Below are 19526 nucleotides of genomic sequence, written 5' to 3' on the forward strand. Positions count from 1 at the left end.
CAGGCCGTGCTCTTTCGAGAGGAGTGCCACCGATGTCATCACCCTCCACGCGGCGGCTCGCAATCAGCCTGATCCTGGCACTGGCCGGGACCGGCGTGGCCGCATGCAGCGACGACGGGCAGAAATCCGACAGTTCGCAGATCACCGTCTGGAGCCTGGAAGACGTGGCGGACCGCGTCGCCGCCACCAAGGCGATCATCGCCGACTACACCGCCAAGACCGGCGTCAAGGTCAACCTGGTCACCGTCAACGAGGACCAGTTCCCGTCCCTGATCGCCTCCAGCGCCGCCGCCGGCGACCTGCCCGACGTGGTCGGCTCGGTCTCACTGGCCGGGGTGCGCACGCTGTCCGCCAACGAACTCCTCGACGCCGACGCCAACGCCGCCGTCGTCGACCGGCTCGGCCGGGACACGTTCACGCCCCGCGCGCTGGAACTCACCAGCGACGGCGGCACGCAGCTCGCCGTACCGAGCGACGGGTGGGGCCAGCTGCTCGTCTACCGCAAGGACCTGTTCGCCGCCGCCGGCCTGCCGGCGCCCGACACGTACGAGAAGATCGCCACCGCGGCGGCGAAGCTGAACACCGGCGGCGTCGCCGGCATCACCGCGGCCACCTCCCCCGGTGACGTGTTCACCCAGCAGACGTTCGAGCATCTGGCGCTGGCGAACAACTGCCGGCTCACCGACGACTCCGGCACTGTCACTCTGGACTCCCCCGAGTGCGTCGAGGCGTTCCGCTTCTACGGCGACCTGATGCGGAACAACTCCGTCAAGGGCGCCCAGGACGTCGACACCACCCGGGCCACCTACTTCGCCGGCAAGGCGGCCATGCTGATCTGGTCGCCGTTCATCCTCGACGAGCTGGCCGGGCTGCGCGCCGACGCCCGGCCGACCTGCCCGCAGTGCCAGTCCGACCCGGCCTGGCTCGCGAAGAACAGCGGGTTCGTCACCGCGATCAAGGGCCCCAACGGCACCGAACCCGCCCAGTACGGCGAGGTCAGCTCCTGGGCGGTGCTCGACGGCGCCGCCGACCCGGCGAAGTCGTTCGTGGAGTACATGCTCTCCGACGGCTACCCGCGCTGGTTCGGCATGTCCCCCGAGGGGCGTTTCCCGGTGCGCACCGGCACCCCGGAGGACAAGCAGAAGTTCCGGACCGCCTGGAACACCAGCCCGGCCGGGGTGGACACCAAGAAGCCGCTGTCGGAGGTCTACGGCGAGGACGTGCTCGCCACGCTGCGGCGCAGCCCCGACACGTTCCAGCGCTGGGGCCTGACCGAGAACCAGGGCAAGCTCGTCGGCGCCATCCTCGGTGAGCTGCCCGTACCCAAGGCGCTGGCCGACGTCGTCGGCGGCAGGTCCGACGCCCGCGCCGCCGCCGAACGCGCCCGCAAGGACGTCGAAGCGATAGCCAAGGGCGTCAATTGACCACCACCGCGCCGGAGGCCGGCCGCTCCCCCGCGCCGGAGCGACCCCGCCGACCCGGCCGACGCCCGCTGACGCTGCTCCGCCGCGAGTCCCGCGCCGGGCTCGCGCTGGTCACCCCGACCCTGCTCGTCGTGGTCGCGGTGATCGGCATACCCATCGTCTGGACGGTGGTGCTGGCCTTCCAGCGGGTACGCCTGGCGACGCTGCGCAAGACCGGCCTGTTCGGCGAGCTGACCCTGGACAACATCGACCGGGTGCTGCACACGCCCGGGTTCGCCGACACGCTCGGGACCACTGTGCTCTACAGCGTCGGCGGCACCGCCGGCTCGATCGTGGTCGGCCTCGCGGCGGCGCTGGCCGTACGCGGGCCGTTCCGGGGCCGCACGCTGGTGCGCGCGTCGATGCTGCTGCCGTACGTGGCGCCGGTGGTCGCCATGACGTTCGTCTGGCAGGTGATGCTCGACCCGCAGCTCGGCATCGTCAACGACTGGGGGCGGCGCTTCCTCGGCTGGGACTCCCCGGTGCCGTTCCTGTCCCAGGAGTCCACCGCGCTCTGGACGGTGATCGCGTTCGAGGCGTGGCGCTACTTCCCGTTCGCGTTCCTGTTCCTGCTGGCCCGGCTCCAGGCGGTGCCCGGCGAGCTGGAGGAGGCCGCCCGGGTCGACGGTGCCACACCCACGCAGCGGTTCCGGCACATCCTGCTGCCGCAGCTCATGCCGGTGATCGCGCTGATCGGGGTGCTGCGGTTCATCATGACGTTCAACAAGTTCGACGACGTCTACCTGCTCACCGGCGGCGCGGCCGGCACCGAGGTGGTGAGCGTCCGGGTCTACCAGTTCCTCACCGCCCGCACCGACATCGGCGCGGCCGCCGCCCAGGCGGTCGTGCTCGCCGTGGTGCTGCTCGTGTTCGTGGCGATCTACCTGCGCTTCTTCGGCGCGCGACGGGAGGCGTGATGGACCGGGACCGGATCGAGACGGTGAGCCTGCGCTGGCTGCGCCGGCTGGTGATCGCCGGGTTCCTGGTGGTCACGCTGCTGCCGTTCTGGTACATGCTGGTGCTGTCGGTACGCCCGATCGAACGCCTGCTGCTCGAACCCGGCTCGCTCTGGGTGCCGTTCGGCGAGCTGACCGTCGCCACGTACGCCGAGGTGCTGAAGTCCGTCTCCGACGGCGGCCAGGGCTTCCTCACGTTCATCCGTAACAGCGGCCTGGTGGCGCTCGCCGCCACCGCGCTCACCCTGGTGATCGCCATCCCCGGCGCGTACGCGGTGTCCCGTCTGCGGTTCTTCGGCCGCCGGCAGGTCAGCGCGCTGTTCCTGGCGGTCTACCTGTTCCCGTCCATAGTCATCGCGATCCCGCTGTTCGTGGTCTTCACCCGGGCCGGGCTGCGCGGGTCGCTGACCGGGCTGGTGCTGGTCTACATCTCGCAGACGCTGCCGGTGTCGGTCTACATGCTGAAGAACTACTTCGAGACCATCCCGGTCAGCCTGGAGGAGTCCGCGGCGATCGACGGCGCCGGCCGGCTCGGGATCATCCGCCGGGTCAGCCTGCCCCTCGCGGCCCCGTCGGTGATGGCGGTCGCGCTGTACGACTTCATGATCGCCTGGAACGAGTACCTGTTCGCGCTGCTGTTCCTGGTCGACCGGCCGGACCGGTGGACCGTGTCGCTGGGGCTGTCCCTGCTCGCCGACGGCGTGGAGGTGCCCAAGACCGTGCTGATGGCCGGCTCGGTCATCCTCACGCTGCCGATCGTGGTGCTGTTCTTCGCCGGGGAACGCCTGCTCACCGAGGGACTCACCAGCGGAGCCGAGAAGGGCTGAGCATCCGTGCCAGGATGATCGGGTGCGAGCATCACGGGAGCGCCGGGCCGGCGCGCGGGCGGCCCGGCTGCTCACCGAGGCGCTCGCCCCGACCGTCCTGGTCACCGCGCTGCCGCTGATCGCCGCCGCCCGGGTCAGCCGCTCGGCGGGCCAGTTCCTGCTCTGGGGCGGCATCGCGCTCACGTTCTGCGCCGTCATCCCGATCGGTGTGCTCGTGCACGGCGTACGTCGGGGACGCCTCACCGACCGGCACGTCGGCGACCGCACGCAACGGGCCCGGCCGCTGTCGATCGGGCTGGCCTCGGTCGCGGCCGGGTTGCTGCTGCTGGCGGCGGTCCGCGCGCCGGCCGAACTGTTCGCCGTGATCGTCGTGGTCTTCGTGGTCGGCGCGGCCTGCGCGCTGGTGAACCACTGGTGGAAGCTGAGCATCCACGCTGCGGTGGCCGCCGCCACCGTCGCCGTGCTGGTGCCGCTGGCCGGCCCGGCCGCGAGCCTCGGCTGGGTGCTCGTCGCGGCCGTCGGCTGGTCCCGGGTACGGCTGGGCGACCACACCTGGCCGCAGGTGCTGGCCGGCGTCGCGCTGGGCGGGCCGCTCGCCGCCGGCACGTTCCTGGCGCTCGCCTGACCCGTTGCCACAAGATCAGCTACGGTGGCCCCATGGCCAAGCCGACCCGCTGGGTGACCGACACGAAGCCCGGCCACTCGCAGTGGTACGTGGACCGGTTCCGTCAGCTCGCCGCCGAGGGCGCCGACCTGTCCGGTGAGGCGCGGCTGCTCGACGCGCTCGTACCGCCGGGCGCGCGTGTCCTGGACGCCGGCTGCGGCACCGGCCGGGTCGCCGCCGCGCTCGCCGCGCGCGGGCACGACGTCGTGGGCGTGGACGCCGACCCGACGCTGGTCGAGGCGGCCCGCGCCGACCATCCCGGCCCCCGTTTCCTGGTCGCCGACCTGGCCGAGCTGGACCTGGCCGCCCAGGGCGAGGCCGAGCCGTTCGACGCCGCGGTGCTGGCCGGCAACGTGATGGTCTTCGTCGCCCCCGGCACCGAGCGCGACGTGCTGGCCCGCGTCGCCGCGCACGTGCGCCCGGACGGCCTGGTCGTGGTCGGCTTCGGCACCGACCGCGGCTACCCGGTGGCCGACCTGGACGCCGACGCGGTCGCCGCCGGGTTGCGCCCCGAGCACCGCTTCGCCACCTGGGACCTGCGGCCGTGGCGGGACGACGCCGACTTCGCGGTGAGCGTGCTGCGCCGCCCCGCCGGCTGACCGCTGCTCTTTCTCCCCAGCGGATCGCGCGCTCGGCGCTCAGGCGGGCGCGGCGACCGTGCGGGCGGCCTCCGGGTCGAGCGGGCTACCGGCCGGCAGCAGGTCCACCAGGCCCGCCGGCAGCCGCGCCGGGCGCACGCCCGCGTACCCGAGCATGCCCGGCACGTCCGCGCCGGTCAGCGCGTACCGCCGGCCCAGGTCGGTGACCACGCAGATCGCGCCGCCGGTCGCGCCCGGCGCGGGCACCGCCTCCACGAGCGCGCCGCGTCCCGGCTCGACCACCACCGCGTCGGCGAGCCCGGCCCGGCCGCCGGCTGTCCGCGCGGCGGCGTTCGGGTCCGGCGCGGTGACGCCCAGGCGCAGCTCGCGGACGCCTGTGTCGTCGCCGGCCCGCGCGCAGAGCGCGCCCTCGTCGGTGGCCAGCCGGGGCGGCACGGCGGGCGGCGCGCTCGCCCCACCGGGCACCAGACCGGGGAGCTTCGGCAACGCGGCGAACCGGCCGAGCGTGATCGGTTCCGGCTCGCCCTGGCCGGTGCGGGCCAGCAGCAGCGCCGCCTGCAACTCGGTGATGCCGGCCAGCCCACCGCGCTTGGCGACCGCGTACTGCCGTCCGCCGCCGGAGTTGCGCACCAGGTAGACGTCGCCCACCGTCGCACCGGTGACCCGCTCGGACGGCTCGCCGAGGTCGTCCACCGGCGGCGGGGCCAGGTCGGCGCCGGCCGGTAGCGTGTTCAGCAGCGCCGCCGCCACCGGCACCGCCCGTTCCCGGGTGGCGGCGAGCGCGGCGAGCACCCGGTCCGTGTCGCGCAGCAGGTAGCGCCGGTCGTGCCAGAGCAGGTGCAGGCCGCCGTCCGGGTGCCGGGCGAGCAGGCCCTGGTCGCCGAGCGCCCGGCCGCCGGCGGCCTCCCGCCCGATCAGCAGCACCGAGCGTGCCTCGCCGCGCCCCGCCGCCGGACGCCCGGTCTCCCCGCGCCCGGCCTCGTCGCCCGCCACCGAGCAGAGCGTCCACGCGTCGCGGACGAGCCGGTTCGGCGCGGGCAGCGAGTCCGGCGCGTCGGCGATGCCGAGCGGCAGACCACGCGGCACCCCTTCGATGGCGCGGCGGCCGACCAGCACCGTCTTCGGCCGCTCCGTTCCGATGATCAGCAGCGCGGAGGCGTAGTTCGACACCGGGTGCAGCTTCTCGTCGCGGTAGACGAATCGCGCGCCCGACTCCTTCTCCACGATCACCGCGCCGGTCTCGCGCCACGAGTCACCGCCGCCTGTGAACAGGCCGTAGAGGGCGACGCCGCCGAGCGCGATCGCCGCGACCAGGACGCTGGCCAGACCGGCGCCGGCCAGCCGGCGGAACGGGGACTGCGGCGGGTCCGTCTCCCGCATGACGAGCGCGGCGACCGCCCGCTGGACGGTGAACTGGTACGAGTGCAGTTGGTCCTGCCGCGACGCCATCGTGTCCCTTCCGCCGGGATCGCCGGCGCACAGGATAAGCGCTCCGTCGATGTTCCGGCGACCCTGCGTGTCCCTCACTGACCCTTGGTTGTCGGCCCGCTCCGCCAGTACGCCGAGGTGGCCGGATCCCGCCCACCCGGACCACACCACCTCCCCGACCTGGAGTCGATCAAGCCACAGGGTGAGCGCCCGCCCACTTCACACGAACACCGACGCAGGCCCGCCCACGCCGCACCCCGGCGCAATTACGCCGAGGTGGCTGCATCACACCCATCCGAACCACACCACCTCCCCGACCTGGAGTCGATCAAGGCAGCGGCCCGGCACCACCCCCCGGAATGGATACCCCCCGGGGTGTGTTACACATGCCGGAACCTGAAACCGACGGAGGTACTGATGGCGAGCGTGGCGTTGACCACCACCGACTTCGCGGAGACCGTGAACCGGGACGGCATCGTCCTGGTCGACTTCTGGGCCGGCTGGTGCGGCCCCTGCCGCGCGTTCGCGCCGGTCTACGAGAAGGCCAGCGAGCAGCACCCGGACATCGTCTTCGGCAAGGTCGACACCGAGGCCGAGCAGGCCCTGGCGGCCGCCGCCCAGATCCGGTCGATCCCGACACTGATGGCGTTCCGGGACGGCGTGCTGGTGTTCGCCCAGCCGGGCGCCCTGCCGACGGCCGGGCTGGAGGAGCTGATCCGGGCCGTGCGCGACCTCGACATGGACGAGGTCCGGGCCAAGACCGCCTGACGGGTGGCGGCACTGGTACCCCCTGGGGTATCTTCGAGCGCAGGAGGTACGACGTGAATCTTCGACCGGAGATGACAGGCGAGGCGCTGACCCGGCTCAAGCGGGCCCGGGGGCAGCTCAACGCCGTCATCGAGATGATGGAGAACGGCGAGGACTGCCGCGCCGCGCTGACCCAGCTCGCCGCGGTCTCCAAGGCCATCGACCGGGCCGGTTTCAAGATCATCGCCTCCGGCATGCGCTACTGCGACGCCGCCCGCCAGGCGGGCGAGGAGCCGGAGATGACCGAGGAGGAGCTGGAGAAGCTCTTCCTGTCCCTGGCCTGACGGCGCCCGCCTGACCGGCTGAGTCCCGCCCGCGCCGTGTGACAGCGACGCGGGCGGGTAAACACCTGCCTGGAGACCCAGGCCGCAGACTGTCCCACGCATACCCCCCGGGGTATATAGGCAATGAGAGGAAACGGCATGACTCTCGACGTGTCCGTCATCACGACCTCCTCGCTCGGCGACCGCAGCTACCTCGCCTCCGACGGCCGGGTGGCGATCGTGGTCGACCCGCAGCGCGACATCGACCGCGTCCTGTACCTGGCCGGCGCCAAGGGCGTACGGATCACCCACGTGGTCGAGACGCACATCCACAACGACTACGTCTCCGGCGGCCTGGAACTGGCCCGGATCACCGGCGCGCAGTACCTCGTGGCCGCCGCCGACACGGTCGAGTTCGACCGGACCCCGGCCACCGACGGCGACACCGTGCCGGTGTCCGACACGATGCGGCTGCGGGTGATCGGCACCCCTGGTCACACGTTCCACCACCTGTCGTACGCGCTCGACGAGGCCACCGACGGCGGCTGGACGGCGGCCGGCGTGTTCACCGGCGGCTCGCTGCTGTTCGGCACCACCGGCCGCACCGACCTGCTCGGCCAGCAGTACGCGCACGAACTGGCGCACCACCAGTACGCCTCGGCGCGCAAGCTGGCCGACCTGCTGCCCGACGGCGCGCAGGTCTGGCCCACGCACGGCTTCGGCAGCTTCTGCTCGGCCAGCCAGGCCGACGCCCCCGAGTCGACGATCGGCCGGGAGAAGGAGGCCAACCCGGTGCTGCGGCTGGCCGCCGACCAGTTCGTCACCGAGACGCTGGCCGGGCTGGACGCCTACCCGGCGTACTACGCCCACATGGGCGTCGCCAACGCCGCCGGTCCCGCCCCGGTCGACCTCACGCCGGTGGCCCGCGCCGACGCCGACGAGCTGCGCCGTCGTATCGCCGCCGGCGAGTGGGTGGTCGACCTGCGCCACCGCAAGGCGTACGCGGCCTCACACCTGGCCGGCACCGTCAGCCTCGGCCTCGACGGGCCGATGTCGACGTGGCTCGGCTGGCTGATCGAGTGGGGTGTGCCGATCACGTTCCTGGCGCAGACCCCGGAGCAGGTCGCCGACGCCCAGCGGGAACTGGTCCGCATCGGCATCGACCGTCCGGCCGCCCAGGCCACCGGCGAGCCCGAGCAGTGGACCGGCGACCCGTCGCAGCTGCGGGAGCTGGCGGTGGCCGACTTCGGCGCGCTCGCCGCCGCGCAGGCCGGGAAGACCCCGGCCGGGCTGCCCGAGCCGCAGGTCGTCCTCGACGTGCGGATGACGAACGAGTGGAAGGCCGGGCACGTCGACGGCGCGGTGCACGTGCCGCTGCCGGACGTGCCGAAGCGGCTCGCCGACATCCCCGCCGGGACCGTCTGGGTGCACTGCGGCTCCGGCTACCGGGCCACCGCCGCCGCGTCCCTGCTCGCCAACGCCGGCCGTGACGTGGTGCTGATCGACGACTCGTACGGCCGGGCCGAGGAGGCCGGCGTACGCATGGCGCCCACCGCCTGACCTCTCCCCGAGCGCCCGGCCGGCGTGTCCCTACGCCGGCCGGCGCCCGAGCCTGCCCGAAAACACCCCGTGAAGGAGACAGAGCATGACCACGACCACCCCCACCACCATCGACGCGGCGACCCTGCGCGAGCTGATCGCCGCCGGCCGTACGCCCCGGATGCTCGACGTGCGCACGCCCGGTGAGTTCGAGGCGGCGCACATCCCCGGCGCGTACAACGTGCCGCTGGACCTGCTCCGGGAGCACCGCGCGGAGCTGCGCAGCCACCTGGACGAGGACGTGGTGCTGATCTGCCGCTCCGGCGTCCGGGCCGGCCAGGCCGGTCAGGCGCTCGGCACCGTCGGCCTGCCCAACGTGAAGGTGCTCGACGGCGGCATGCTGGCCTGGCAGGCCACCAACGCCCCGGTCAACCAGGGCCGCCCGCGCTGGGACCTGGAGCGCCAGGTACGCCTCGTCGCCGGCTCGATCGTGCTCGCCGCGATCGTCGCGTCGGTGTTCGTGCCCGGCCTGAAGTGGGTCGCCGCGTTCATCGGCGCGGGCCTCACGTTCGCCGCGCTCACCAACACCTGCGCCATGGGCATGCTGCTGAGCAAGCTGCCGTACAACCGCGGCGCGAGCTGCGACCTGGACACGATCGTCGGGCAGTTGCGTGACGGGAGCCGCAAGTGACGACTCTCGTCCTGACGCTGGCCGGCGCGGTGCTGATCGGCGTGACGCTGGGCCTGCTCGGCGGCGGCGGGTCGATCCTCGCCGTGCCGCTGCTGGTCTACGTCGCCGACCTGCCCGCCAAGGAGGCGATCGCCACCTCGCTGCTGGTCGTCGGCGTGACCAGCGCCGTCGGCGTACTGCCGCACGCCTGGGCGAACCGGGTCCGCTGGCGCACCGGGCTCATCTTCGGCGTGGCCGGCATGACCGGCGCGTACGCAGGCGGCCGGCTGGCCGAGTTCGTCCCGGCCGGCGTCCTGCTCACCGGGTTCGCTCTGATGATGCTCGCCACCGCGGTCGCGATGCTGCGCGGCCGCCGGTCCGCCGAGGGCCGCCCGGTGCCGCACGAGCTGCCGATGCTGCGGGTGGTCGGGGACGGCGTGGTCGTCGGCCTGGTCACCGGCCTGGTCGGCGCGGGCGGCGGCTTCCTGGTCGTGCCGGCCCTGGCCCTGCTGGGCGGGCTGCCGATGCCGATCGCGGTCGGCACCTCGCTGGTCGTCATCGCGATGAAGTCGTTCGCCGGCCTGGCCGGCTACCTGTCCAGCGTGCAGATCCACTGGGGTCTGGCCGCCGGGGTCACCGCCGCCGCCGTCGTCGGCAGCCTGCTCGGTGGCCGGCTCGCCGGCCGGATCCCGGCCGACCTGCTGCGCCGGGGGTTCGGCTGGTTCGTCGTGGTGATGGGCGTGTTCGTGCTCGCGCAGCAGTTGCCGCCGCTGTGGGGACTCGCCGTGGGAGCGCTTGCCGTGGCCGGTACGGTCACCATGGCGGTGTGGGGCCGCCGGAGGAGGGAACACAGTGGACAGCAGCGCCTGGGACAGCCGGTACGCCGACACGCCCGGACTGGTGTGGAGCGCTGAGCCCAACCGTTTCGTGGTCGAGTCGGTCACCGGGCTGACCCCCGGGTCAGCGCTGGACGTCGCCGCCGGCGAGGGCCGCAACGCGGTCTGGCTGGCCGGTCAGGGCTGGCGGGTCAACGCGGTGGACTTCTCCGCGGTGGCCGTCGACCGGGGGCGGGAACTGGCCGCCGCGCGGGGCGTGACTGTCGACTGGCGGGTCGCGGACGTGACCGCGTACCGGCCGGTGCCGAACAGCTACGACCTGGTGCTGATCAGCTACCTGCACCTGCCCGCGCCGGAGTTCGCCGGGGTGCTGGCCGCGGCGAAGTCCGCGCTGCGCCCCGGCGGCACGCTCGTCGTGGTGGGCCACGACCTGGCCAACCTCTCCGGCGGCATCGGCGGCCCGCAGGATCCGGACGTGCTGATCACGCCGGAGTCGGTGGTCGACGGGCTGGCCGGGCTGCGTGTGCAGCGGGCCGAGACGACCCGCCGGCCGGTCCCGGCCACCGACGGCGGCACAGTCGACGCGCTGGACACCGTCGTGGTGGCCACCCGCCCCGCCGACTGACCGCCGTCCGCCCCCGTTTCGCCGGGCCGGGCCGGGCCCCGGCCGGTAGCATCCGGGGACGGATCGGCGGAGAGGACACCGGGTGGGCGCGCGTTTCGAGGAACTGGCCTGGCGGGAGACGCCGATCGGCGAGATCAGCCTGCGGCGGCGCCGTGACCCGGCACTGGACTCCGACGTGTACGAGGTGAAGCTCGACGACGAGTACCTCATGTCCAGCGCCTTCCCGGTCGCGGAGATCGAACTGGCCCGGCTCGGGCTGGCTCCGCTGACCGGTGACGCGCTGGACGTGGTGGTCGGCGGGCTCGGGCTCGGCTACACAGCGCGTACCGCGCTGGAGGATCCCCGGGTGCGCTCGCTGCTGGTGGTGGAGGCGATCGAGGACGTGATCGACTGGCACCGGCGGGATCTGCTGCCGTTCGCCGCCGGGCTGGCCACCGATCCGCGTACCCGGTTCGTGCGGGCGGACTTCTTCGCCGCGGTCGCCGGCGACGGTTTCGACAGCGACGAGCCCGGGCGCCGCTTCCACGCGGTCCTGCTGGACGTGGACCACTCCCCCCGCCAGGTGCTGCACCCCAGCCACGCCGCGTTCTACACGGTCGACGGGCTGCGGCGGCTGGCCGCGCTGCTGCATCCGGAGGGCGTCTTCGCGCTGTGGTCGAACGACCCGCCGGATCCGGCGTTCCAGCGCACGCTGACCGAGGTGTTCCCGACCTCGGTGGCGCACGTCGTCCGGTTCCCGAACCCGTTGCAGGGCCGGGAGGCGGCGAACACCGTGTACGTGGCCCGGCACTGATCCACCCGGCGGCGCATGGCCGCACGAGCAGCGGGAAAGCGCACGGCCCACCGTACGACGGGAGGCTGGGACATGCGCGCGTTGCTCTGGGTGGTCGGCGTGGTCGCCGGTGTGCTCATCCTGCTCGGGCTGCTGCTGGAGGCGGTCCGCTGGCTCGTCATCATCGGCGTGATCGCGCTCGCCGCGGTGATCATCTTCGGGATCGTGAAGGGCCGGCAGGTGGTGCACCAGCATTCGACCCGCCGACGCTGACCTGCGGAGAGTGTGACCGACCCGGCAACCTACGTAAGCGTAGGTTACCGGGCGGTTAAGTTAGGCTGGGGGCGTCATCCGCGCGACGAGGAGTAACGGCGATGGACGCGACAGCCCAGCGACCCTGGACCCGTAGCTACGCACCCGGGGTGCCGGCTGACATCGCCGAGCCGGACGGCTCGCTCGTCGACCTGCTCACCGAGGCGGCCGGACGGTTCGGCCCCCGGGTCGCGCTCGACTTCTACGGCGCCACCACCACGTTCACCGAGCTGGCCGACCAGGTCGCCCGCGCCGCCGAGGCGCTGCGCCGGCTCGGCGTCGGCCCGGGCGACCGGGTGGCCCTGGTGCTGCCGAACTGCCCCCAGCACGTGGTCGCGTTCTACGCCGTGCTGCGCCTCGGCGCGGTGGTCGTCGAGCACAACCCGCTCTACACCGCCGACGAGCTGGACCGGCAGCTCACCGACCACGGCGCAGGCGTCGCGATCGTGTGGGACAAGGTCGCGCCGCTGGTGGCGGGACGCGGCGCCGTGCGTACCGTGGTGTCGGTCGACCTGACCGCGGCGCTGCCGCGGCTCAAGCGGTGGGCGCTGCGGGTGCCGCTGCCGAAGGTCCGCGCCGCCCGGGCCGCGATGACCGCCCCCGCGCCCGGCGCGCTGCCCTGGTCGGAGCTGGTCGCCGCCGCCGGGCCGCTGCCCGCCGGGCATCCCGCGCCGGAGGCCGGGGACGTGGCGCTGCTCCAGTACACCGGCGGCACCACCGGCGAGCCCAAGGGCGCGGTGCTGACCCACCGCAACCTGCGCGCCAACGCCGCGCAGGGCCGGGCCTGGGTGCCGGGCCTGCGCGACGGCGCGGAGACGGTGTACGCGGTGCTGCCGCTGTTCCACGCCTACGGGCTGACGCTCTGCCTCACCTTCGCCGTCAGCATCGGGGCGACGCTGGTGCTGTTCCCCCGCTTCGACGCCGACCAGGTGCTCGACGCGGTCCGCCGCCGCCCGCCGACGTTCCTGCCCGCGGTGCCGCCGGTCTACGCGAAGCTGGCCAGCGTCGCCCGCGAGCGCGGCGTCGACCTCACCTCCATCCGGTACGCGCTGTCCGGCGCGATGTCGCTGCCACCGGCCACCGTGGAGCTGTGGGAGCAGGTGACCGGCGGCCTGCTGGTCGAGGGGTACGGGATGACCGAGACGTCCCCGATCACAGTGGGCAACCCGGTCGCGCCGACCCGAAGGCCCGGCACCGTGGGCGTGCCGTTCCCCTCCACCGACGTGCGCATCGTCGACCCGGAGGACCCGAGCCGCGACCGTGCGCCGGGCGAGGCCGGCGAGCTGCTGGTCCGCGGCCCGCAGGTGTTCACCGGCTATTGGCACCGGCCCGAGGAGACCGCCAAGGTGCTGCTGCCTGGTGGCTGGATGCGGACCGGCGACATCGTCACCATGGACGCCGACGGCTTCGTGACGGTGGTGGACCGGATCAAGGAGCTGATCATCACGGGCGGCTTCAACGTCTACCCGTCCGAGGTGGAGGAGGCGCTGCGCCGCGTCCCCGGCGTACGGGAGGCCGCCGCCGTGGGAATGCCCACCGACGACGGCGAGGAGGTCGTCGCTGCGGTGGTGGTCGACCCGGCGGTGGCCGGCAGCCCGGAGGCGATCCGGACCTCGTGCCGCACCCACCTGGCCGGGTACAAGGTGCCGCGCCGGGTCGTGATCGTCGACGAGCTGCCCTACTCCCAGATCGGCAAGATCCTGCGTCGCGAGGTCCGCGAACGTCTGCTCGCCCGCCGCTGACCCGCAGGCCCCTCGCCGGCCGGCGACGAGTGGAACGCCATGGGTGTCATACGCGGCCCCAGACACCCACGGCGTTCCACCGGCGAGTGGTCTCACCGCGGTTGACGCGCCGCTCTGCGCCGGCCGTGTCGGTGCCGCCGCCTACGCTGTGTCGATGGTCGACAGGCGTCAGGTGCTGAACTTCCGCGTCCGGGCTCAACAACTCGACCGAGTGCAGGGCTCGCTCGCCGACACCGCCGTGCTCGACATCGGCGTGCAGGACACCGGTCCCGACGGCGGCCGGTGGGCACTCGCCACGCGCGGCGTCGACGTGGCCCCGCTGACCGGCGACGACCTGGTCCTGCTCTGGACCGTACGCGGCGCCCCGCACCTCTACCGCCGTACCGACGTGGGCGCGGTGGCCGCCGCAGTCGAGCCGTTCTCCGACGCCGACGCGGGCAAGCGCATCTACGACGCGGCGAAGCCGTTGAGGGCGGCCGGCGTCGGCATCGTCGCCGCGCTCGACGAGGTGGCCGCGCGGATGCGGAAGATCGTCCGTGAGCCGACGGTCAAGGGCGAGGTCTCCGGGCGGCTCGCCGACGTGATGCCCGAGCCCTACCTGCGGTTCTGCCGGCCGTGCGACGCGACCCACCTCTACGAGATGCCGTTCCGGCTGGCCGCCGTGCGGGCCGGGTTGGAGCTGCGGCTCGACACGTCACCGCCGATCCTGGAACGCATCCCCGGGTTCCGTCCCGCCGCCGCGCCCGGCGACCGGTTCGAGCTCATCCGCGCCTACCTGCGGCTGCTCGGCCCGGCCACCCCGAAGCACGTGGCCGACTACCTCGACGCCCCGGTCAAGGAGGTCAAGGCCCGCTGGCCGCACGACGCGGTCGAGGTGAGCGTCGACGGCGAGACGCGCTGGCTGCTCGCGGCCGACGAGGCGGCGCTGGCGTCGGCGGACGCCACGACGACCCGCCTGCTCGGCCCGTTCGACCTGTTCCTCCAGGCGAAGGACCGGGCGACGCTGGTGCCGGACGCGGCCCGCGCCAAGGAACTGTGGCCGGTGCTGGGCCGCCCCGGCGCCGTCCTCGTCGACGGTGAGCTGGCTGGCACCTGGCGCCCGCGAAAGTCCGGCCGCTCCTTCACGGTAGCGGTTCAGCCGTGGCGCAAGCTCCCGGGCAGCGCACGCGACGCGGTCGTCGTGGAGGCCGAGCGGCTCGCCGCGTACCGGGATGTGCCGCTGGCCGGCGTCGACTTCGCCGGCTGACCACGCCGCCCGGGCGCTCGTCACGTTCGCGTCGGTGACCGACGCCCGCCTGATCGACGCCTCCGCCCCGCCCGAGCAGGTGGCCGACGCCTCCGCCCCGCCCGCGCAGGTGGCCGACGCCGCCGCCGCGCATGTGCTCGCCGAAACTCGCTGTCGGGCCGCCGCGCGCACTGGTAGACAGCCTGAGTGACCGAGCCCCTGACGCTTACCGATCGGCTGCGGCTGATCGACGACCGGTCGGCCGCGTTCCGGGATGCGGTCGCCGCCGCGCCGGACCTCGACGCACCGGTGCCGACCTGTCCCGAGTGGACGCTGTTCGACCTGGCCCGGCACATCGGCGAGGGACGCCGCTCGTGGGCGGCCACGGTCGCCGCCGGTCCCGGGGCGTCCGGGCGGGCCGCGCCCGGCGGTCCGGGCGCGCCCCGGGAGCGTACGGTGCTGCGGGACTGGCTGGCCGAGTCGACCGAGCAGTTGCTGGTCGCGCTGCGCGACGCCGGACCCGATCGTGGCTGCTGGACGTGGTGGGACACGTCGCAGTCGCCGCAGACCTGCGGCGCCGTCGCCCGGCACCAGCTCCAGGAGATCGCTGTGCACACCTACGACGCCCAACTCACGGTGGGCGCGCCGCAGCCGTTGCCGGTCGAGGTGGCCCTCGACGGCGTGGAGGACTTCCTGTTCACCTGCTGCGCGACCACTGTGCCGTGGCCGTACGAGCCAGCCGTCCTCGACTACCACGTCACCGAGGGCGGATCGTGGCGCACGCGGCTCTCTCCCGAGGGCGCACGGGTCACCCGTCTGCCCGCCGGAGCCGGGGCGGAGCCGGCCGACACCGCCGCCCGTTCCACCGCCGGTGACCTGGTCCTGGCCTTCTACGGCCGGATACCGCTGGACGCGCTCGCCGTCGAGGGCGACCGGCGCGTACTCGACCGGATCGCGGCGTGGGATCCGGACGCGTAGGACGGCGGCCTGATCGTGGGAGGATGCCCGGTATGCCGGATCGTGCGTTGAGCTTCGGAGCGGCAGCGCAGGCATACGAGCGGTTCCGGCCCGGCTATCCGGAGGAACTGGCCGACCTGGTGCTGGCGTACGCGGGCCGGCCCGTCCGGACCGCTCTGGAGATCGGCGCCGGCACCGGCAAGGCGACCCGGCTGTTCGCCCGGCGCGGCGTCGCGGTCACCGCCACCGACCCGGACGCCGCGATGCTCGCCGAACTGCGGCGACACGTCCCGGCCGAGGTGCGGGTCCGGCAGGCCGCGTTCGAGCAGTTGCGCGCCGGCGAGCGCCACGACCTGGTGTACGCGGCGGCGGCGCTGCACTGGACCGACCCGGACCGGCGGTGGGAGCGGATCGCCGGGCTGCTCGCGTCCGGTGGGGTGTTCGCGTCGTTCGGCGGGCCGTTGCGGCTGGCCGACCCGGCGCTGCGCGACGCGGTGGCCGCGGCCCGGTCCGAGTTCCTCGCCGACGACGAGATCCCGTCGCCGGACGGGACGCCACCGGAGGCCGGCATGCAGTGGCCCGGCACCGAGCTGCGCGCGTCCGAGTGGTTCACCGACGTGCGCCAGTCGGAGATCGCGCGGCGGATCACGATGAGCGCCGACGACTACGTCGGTCTCCTGTCGACCGTCTCGGCCTATCTCGAACTGCCGCCGCCGGTACGTGATCAGGTGTTCCGCCGCGTCCGGGATGTGCTGCCCGGCACGGTCGAGGTCACCTCGGATGTCACGGTCCACCTGGCGCGGCGGACGTCGCAGCCCTGATCACCCGGGCCAGGCGGGCCGCCAGACCGGTCCGGGTAGCGGCGGCAGGCCCGCGAAGTGACGGATCACCGGCCGCAGCCCCGGATGCGGGCCGGTCCGGGGCAGCATGAGGTTGATCGGGTACGCGAGCACCGGACCCGTGATCGGGATGCGGCGCAGGTCGTGGCCGGCGGGCCAGAGGTAGCGGTCCCGGGCGCCGACGAGCGTCGCCACGTCCGCGGATTCCGCGAGCTCGTCGAGGAGCACCTCGGTGCCGAAGTTCGGCCCGGTCGCGTCCACCCACAGGTCGAAGGCGTCGGCGAGCTGTTCGTAGAACTCGCCCCACTCGCTGCCGGGCACGATGCCCGGCACCCGCAGCCGGTGTCCGCGCAGCTCGGACGGTGCGAGCGTGGGCGCGGACGCGAGCGGGTGCCGGGGTCCGGCGAGCAGTTGCAGCGGCGAGTCGAAGGCGCGGACCATCCGTACCTCGGGCGGCAGCGCGGCCGGGTCGGTGACGGTGCGGAACGCGGCGTCGATCTCGCCAGCCCGGACCGCGGCGGCGACCTGCCGGGGGTCGTCGACCCGCAGCGTCACCACGTCGAGGTCGACGCCCGGGTGGGCGCGCCAGTAGTCGTGCAGCAGGACGGCTTGCGCGCTGCGCAGGCCGAGCACGTCGATGCGCGGCGCCCGCGCGCCGGGCCGGACCGCGGCGACCGCGCGGTCCGCGCCCGCGACGACGCCCCGGGCGTGCGGGAGGAACGCCCGGCCGTCGTGTGTCAGCTCGACCCCCCGGGGTGTACGGGTGAACAGGCGCACCCCCAGCTCCCGCTCCAGCGCGGCGATCCGCTTCGACACGGCCTGCTGGGTGACGCCCAGCTCGTCGGCGGCGTGCCGGAACTGGCCGAGTTCGGCCGCCCGCACGAACGACCGCACCGCCTCGCTGTCCACCGGCCCACAGTAGGCGGGCCCAGCCGATGGTTGTGGCGCGCCGGGCGGCGGTTGTTTGCTCCGGCGTCCGCGCGGCCGGTCTGATGCGCGGGGCATCGGTGACGGGGGCGGCGTGCGGAAGCTGGGTTCGGATTTCGGGTGGCTGTGGTCGGCGTACGCGGTGAGCACGTACGGCACATGGCTGGCGTTCGGCGCCTTCCCGCTGATCGCGGTGCGGGTGCTGGACTCGTCGGCGTTCGCGGTGTCGCTCCTGGAGGCGGCCGGGCTGGCAGTGGCGGCGATGCTGGCGGTCCCGCTCGGGCCGTGGGTGGCCTACCGGCGGAAACTGCCGGTGATGATCGCGACGGATCTGGTCCGGTTCGCGGCGCTGGCGAGCGTGCCGGCCGCGTACGCGCTCGGGGTGCTGTCGTACGGCCAGTTGCTCGTCGTCGCGGTGGTCTGCGGGACGGCCGGCATCACGTTCACCGCCGCGTCCGGGGCGTACCTGAAGAGCCTGGTCCGGGGCGATCGGCTGCTGGCGGCGAACGGACGGTTCGAGGCGGCGAGCTGGGCCGCGACGGCGGCCGGGCCGCCGCTCGGGGGCGCGCTCGTCGGGCTGCTCGGCCCGGTCGTCACCATCACCGCCGACGCCGTGAGCCACCTGCTGTCGGCGCTGGCGGTACGGCGGATCCGCAGCGGCGACACGGTGGCGCCCCGTGACCCGGCGGGCGCCTCCCGCGTCGCCGACCTGGGCGCAGGCTGGCGGTTCGTGCGCCGCGACCCGGTGCTGTGGCGGTTGTTCCTGAACTCGGTGCTGGTCGGCGGCCTGATCATGGCGACCGCGCCGCTGCTCGCCGTGCTCCTGCTGGGTGGGTACCGGGTGGCGGCGTGGCAGTACGGGCTGGTCTTCGGCGTGTCCGCGCTCGGCGGCGTGCTCGGCGCACGGCTGAGCCCGCGCCTGGTGCGGCGGTACGGGCGGCACCGGGTGATGACGGTGTCCGGCTGGCTGCGGTCGACCGTCCCGCTCGGTCTCGCGTTCACCCATCCGGGGACCAGCGGACTGCTGACGGTGATCGCCGTCGAGTGGGTGCTCATCACGTGCATGGGCGTGTTCAACCCGATCTACGCGACCGAGCGCCTGCGCCGGACCCCGCAGGCGCACACCGCGCAGGTTCTGACCGCGTGGAGCGTCACCGGCCGGCTCACCCAGGCCGCGCTGATGACCGTGTGGGGCGTCCTCGCCACGGTCGTCGGCCCGCTCGCCGCGATCACCGTGTCCGGGGTGCTGCTGCTCGGCACGCCGCTGCTGCTGCCGACGCGCCGGCACACGCGCGACCCGGAGCCCGCACGCCCGGCCGTTGCGGTCTCGTAGGACCGGCGGCCGGACGGTCAGGACGCCAGGTAGGCGGTCAGCCGGTCGGCGAGCAGACCCGGGTGACTGAGCGCCACCGCATGGCCGCCGTCGATCTCGTCCGGAACCACGCCGAGCCGGTCGGCGGCCACCCGGCGTTGAAAGTCGGCGGGGAAGAACTGGTCGTCGCGGCCGATGAGCACCGTCGTCGGCACGGCCGGCCAGGTGGCCAGCGGCCACGGCTCGTCCCACTCCGCGCTGACCTGCTCCCGGCCGTGCGCCGGCGCCCGGGCGACGATCTCGGCCGGCACGCCGTTGTAGAACTGCTGCTCCTCGCTGAGCCCTTCCGGCTCGCGGTAGCCGGTGTTGCCCCACCACTCCCCCGGCCTCTCACCGGGCCGCGGGATCATCGGGGTGAGCAGGACCAGCAGCCGCACCGGCAACCGGTCGGCGACAAGCGGTGCGGTGAACGCGCCGTACGAGTGCCCGACCACCACGAGGTCGTCGCGGCCGCCGACGGCGTCGACCACCGTCCGGCGGAAGTCGGCGAACCGCGCCGACCGGTCCCCGATCGGCAGCTCCGGCACCACCGCGCCGTGGCCCCGGGCGGCCAGCTCGGGAACCAGCAGATGCCAGTCCCACGCGCTGCCCCCGCCACCGTGGATGAGCACGAACGTCGTCATGCCCGGACCCTCCCACACCGGTACGACATGCAGTGGCCGTCAGTGCGGACACGCCCGGGGCACCCGGGCGGCGGGCAGCT

At 73.9% G+C, this 19526-nt stretch carries 22 protein-coding genes; 19 read left to right on the forward strand and 3 right to left on the reverse strand.

Annotation, left to right across the window (positions count from 1 at the left end; all coding sequences use genetic code 11):
* The first annotated feature begins 32 nt into the window (after nucleotides 1-32).
* Genes BFV98_RS06330 through BFV98_RS06350 form a run of 5 tightly spaced genes read left to right on the forward strand, consistent with a single transcriptional unit; the run spans nucleotide 33 to nucleotide 4509 of the window.
* Nucleotides 33-1424, forward strand: a complete 1392-nt coding sequence (locus BFV98_RS06330; protein WP_071095343.1) for an ABC transporter substrate-binding protein — start codon at nucleotides 33-35, stop codon at nucleotides 1422-1424.
* Complete coding sequence (locus tag BFV98_RS06335) at nucleotides 1421-2380, forward strand: carbohydrate ABC transporter permease (protein WP_071095345.1); 960 nt, start codon at nucleotides 1421-1423, stop codon at nucleotides 2378-2380. The genes BFV98_RS06330 and BFV98_RS06335 overlap by 4 nt, the downstream gene beginning before the upstream one ends.
* Entirely contained in the window at nucleotides 2380-3246 is an 867-nt protein-coding gene (locus tag BFV98_RS06340) for a carbohydrate ABC transporter permease (RefSeq protein WP_013285935.1), read from the forward strand. The genes BFV98_RS06335 and BFV98_RS06340 overlap by 1 nt, the downstream gene beginning before the upstream one ends.
* A 22-nt stretch (nucleotides 3247-3268) precedes the next feature.
* Entirely contained in the window at nucleotides 3269-3871 is a 603-nt protein-coding gene (locus BFV98_RS06345; RefSeq protein ID WP_013285934.1) for a phosphatase PAP2 family protein, read from the forward strand.
* Nucleotides 3872-3903: 32 nt separating this feature from the next.
* On the forward strand, nucleotides 3904-4509 hold the full coding sequence (locus tag BFV98_RS06350) for a bifunctional 2-polyprenyl-6-hydroxyphenol methylase/3-demethylubiquinol 3-O-methyltransferase UbiG (RefSeq protein WP_013285933.1): 606 nt from the start codon (nucleotides 3904-3906) through the stop codon (nucleotides 4507-4509).
* 39 nt (nucleotides 4510-4548) lie between these two features.
* On the opposite strand, the gene eccB is transcribed toward BFV98_RS06350, so the two are convergent.
* A complete protein-coding gene (gene eccB, locus BFV98_RS06355) occupies nucleotides 4549-5958 on the reverse strand; it encodes a type VII secretion protein EccB (protein ID WP_071095346.1) in 1410 nt (469 codons plus the stop codon).
* A gap of 396 nt (nucleotides 5959-6354) precedes the next feature.
* On the opposite strand from eccB, the gene trxA reads away from it, so the two are divergent.
* The 13 genes from trxA to BFV98_RS06420 all read left to right on the forward strand — a co-directional run bounded on the left by trxA (nucleotide 6355) and on the right by BFV98_RS06420 (nucleotide 16506).
* Nucleotides 6355-6705, forward strand: coding sequence for a thioredoxin (gene trxA, locus BFV98_RS06360; protein WP_013285931.1), 351 nt, complete (start codon nucleotides 6355-6357; stop codon nucleotides 6703-6705).
* A 53-nt stretch (nucleotides 6706-6758) separates the two neighbouring features.
* Nucleotides 6759-7028 (forward strand): metal-sensitive transcriptional regulator, encoded by a 270-nt coding sequence (locus BFV98_RS06365; RefSeq protein ID WP_013285930.1) that lies wholly within the window; start codon nucleotides 6759-6761, stop codon nucleotides 7026-7028.
* Nucleotides 7029-7166: 138 nt separating this feature from the next.
* The gene (locus tag BFV98_RS06370) at nucleotides 7167-8567 is read left to right on the forward strand and encodes an MBL fold metallo-hydrolase (protein ID WP_071095348.1); all 1401 of its coding nucleotides are present in this window, start codon (nucleotides 7167-7169) and stop codon (nucleotides 8565-8567) included.
* Between the two features lie 85 nt (nucleotides 8568-8652).
* Nucleotides 8653-9237: a rhodanese-like domain-containing protein gene (locus BFV98_RS06375; protein WP_013285928.1), complete on the forward strand. Its 585-nt coding sequence runs from the start codon at nucleotides 8653-8655 to the stop codon at nucleotides 9235-9237.
* A complete protein-coding gene (locus BFV98_RS06380; RefSeq protein ID WP_071095350.1) occupies nucleotides 9234-10130 on the forward strand; it encodes a sulfite exporter TauE/SafE family protein in 897 nt (298 codons plus the stop codon). Before BFV98_RS06375 ends, BFV98_RS06380 begins: the two co-directional genes overlap by 4 nt.
* Nucleotides 10069-10677: a bifunctional 2-polyprenyl-6-hydroxyphenol methylase/3-demethylubiquinol 3-O-methyltransferase UbiG gene (locus BFV98_RS06385; protein WP_071095352.1), complete on the forward strand. Its 609-nt coding sequence runs from the start codon at nucleotides 10069-10071 to the stop codon at nucleotides 10675-10677. Before BFV98_RS06380 ends, BFV98_RS06385 begins: the two co-directional genes overlap by 62 nt.
* A gap of 82 nt (nucleotides 10678-10759) precedes the next feature.
* On the forward strand, nucleotides 10760-11470 hold the full coding sequence (locus BFV98_RS06390) for a hypothetical protein (RefSeq protein ID WP_013285925.1): 711 nt from the start codon (nucleotides 10760-10762) through the stop codon (nucleotides 11468-11470).
* 72 nt (nucleotides 11471-11542) lie between these two features.
* Nucleotides 11543-11722, forward strand: coding sequence for a hypothetical protein (locus tag BFV98_RS06395; RefSeq protein WP_013285924.1), 180 nt, complete (start codon nucleotides 11543-11545; stop codon nucleotides 11720-11722).
* A 101-nt stretch (nucleotides 11723-11823) separates the two neighbouring features.
* Entirely contained in the window at nucleotides 11824-13503 is a 1680-nt protein-coding gene (locus tag BFV98_RS06400) for a long-chain-fatty-acid--CoA ligase (protein WP_071095354.1), read from the forward strand.
* 154 nt (nucleotides 13504-13657) lie between these two features.
* Nucleotides 13658-14749: a winged helix DNA-binding domain-containing protein gene (locus BFV98_RS06405; protein WP_071098772.1), complete on the forward strand. Its 1092-nt coding sequence runs from the start codon at nucleotides 13658-13660 to the stop codon at nucleotides 14747-14749.
* A 34-nt stretch (nucleotides 14750-14783) separates the two neighbouring features.
* On the forward strand, nucleotides 14784-14939 hold the full coding sequence (locus BFV98_RS06410; RefSeq protein ID WP_255368024.1) for a hypothetical protein: 156 nt from the start codon (nucleotides 14784-14786) through the stop codon (nucleotides 14937-14939).
* Nucleotides 14936-15706: a maleylpyruvate isomerase N-terminal domain-containing protein gene (locus BFV98_RS06415; protein ID WP_071095358.1), complete on the forward strand. Its 771-nt coding sequence runs from the start codon at nucleotides 14936-14938 to the stop codon at nucleotides 15704-15706. The genes BFV98_RS06410 and BFV98_RS06415 overlap by 4 nt, the downstream gene beginning before the upstream one ends.
* Nucleotides 15707-15738: 32 nt before the next feature.
* A complete protein-coding gene (locus BFV98_RS06420) occupies nucleotides 15739-16506 on the forward strand; it encodes a trans-aconitate 2-methyltransferase (protein WP_071095360.1) in 768 nt (255 codons plus the stop codon).
* On the opposite strand, the gene BFV98_RS06425 is transcribed toward BFV98_RS06420, so the two are convergent.
* Entirely contained in the window at nucleotides 16507-17433 is a 927-nt protein-coding gene (locus BFV98_RS06425) for a LysR family transcriptional regulator (RefSeq protein WP_176921681.1), read from the reverse strand.
* A gap of 112 nt (nucleotides 17434-17545) precedes the next feature.
* Here BFV98_RS06425 and BFV98_RS06430 point away from each other — a divergent pair, with 112 nt between their 5' ends.
* Entirely contained in the window at nucleotides 17546-18784 is a 1239-nt protein-coding gene (locus tag BFV98_RS06430) for an MFS transporter (RefSeq protein WP_071095362.1), read from the forward strand.
* A gap of 17 nt (nucleotides 18785-18801) precedes the next feature.
* On the opposite strand, the gene BFV98_RS06435 is transcribed toward BFV98_RS06430, so the two are convergent.
* Nucleotides 18802-19446, reverse strand: coding sequence for an alpha/beta fold hydrolase (locus BFV98_RS06435; RefSeq protein ID WP_071095364.1), 645 nt, complete (start codon nucleotides 19444-19446; stop codon nucleotides 18802-18804).
* Nucleotides 19447-19526: the final 80 nt, after the last annotated feature.

Origin of the sequence: Micromonospora sp. WMMB235 (assembly GCF_001855515.1) — a bacterium.
Taxonomy (GTDB): Bacteria; Actinomycetota; Actinomycetes; order Mycobacteriales; family Micromonosporaceae; genus Micromonospora; species Micromonospora aurantiaca.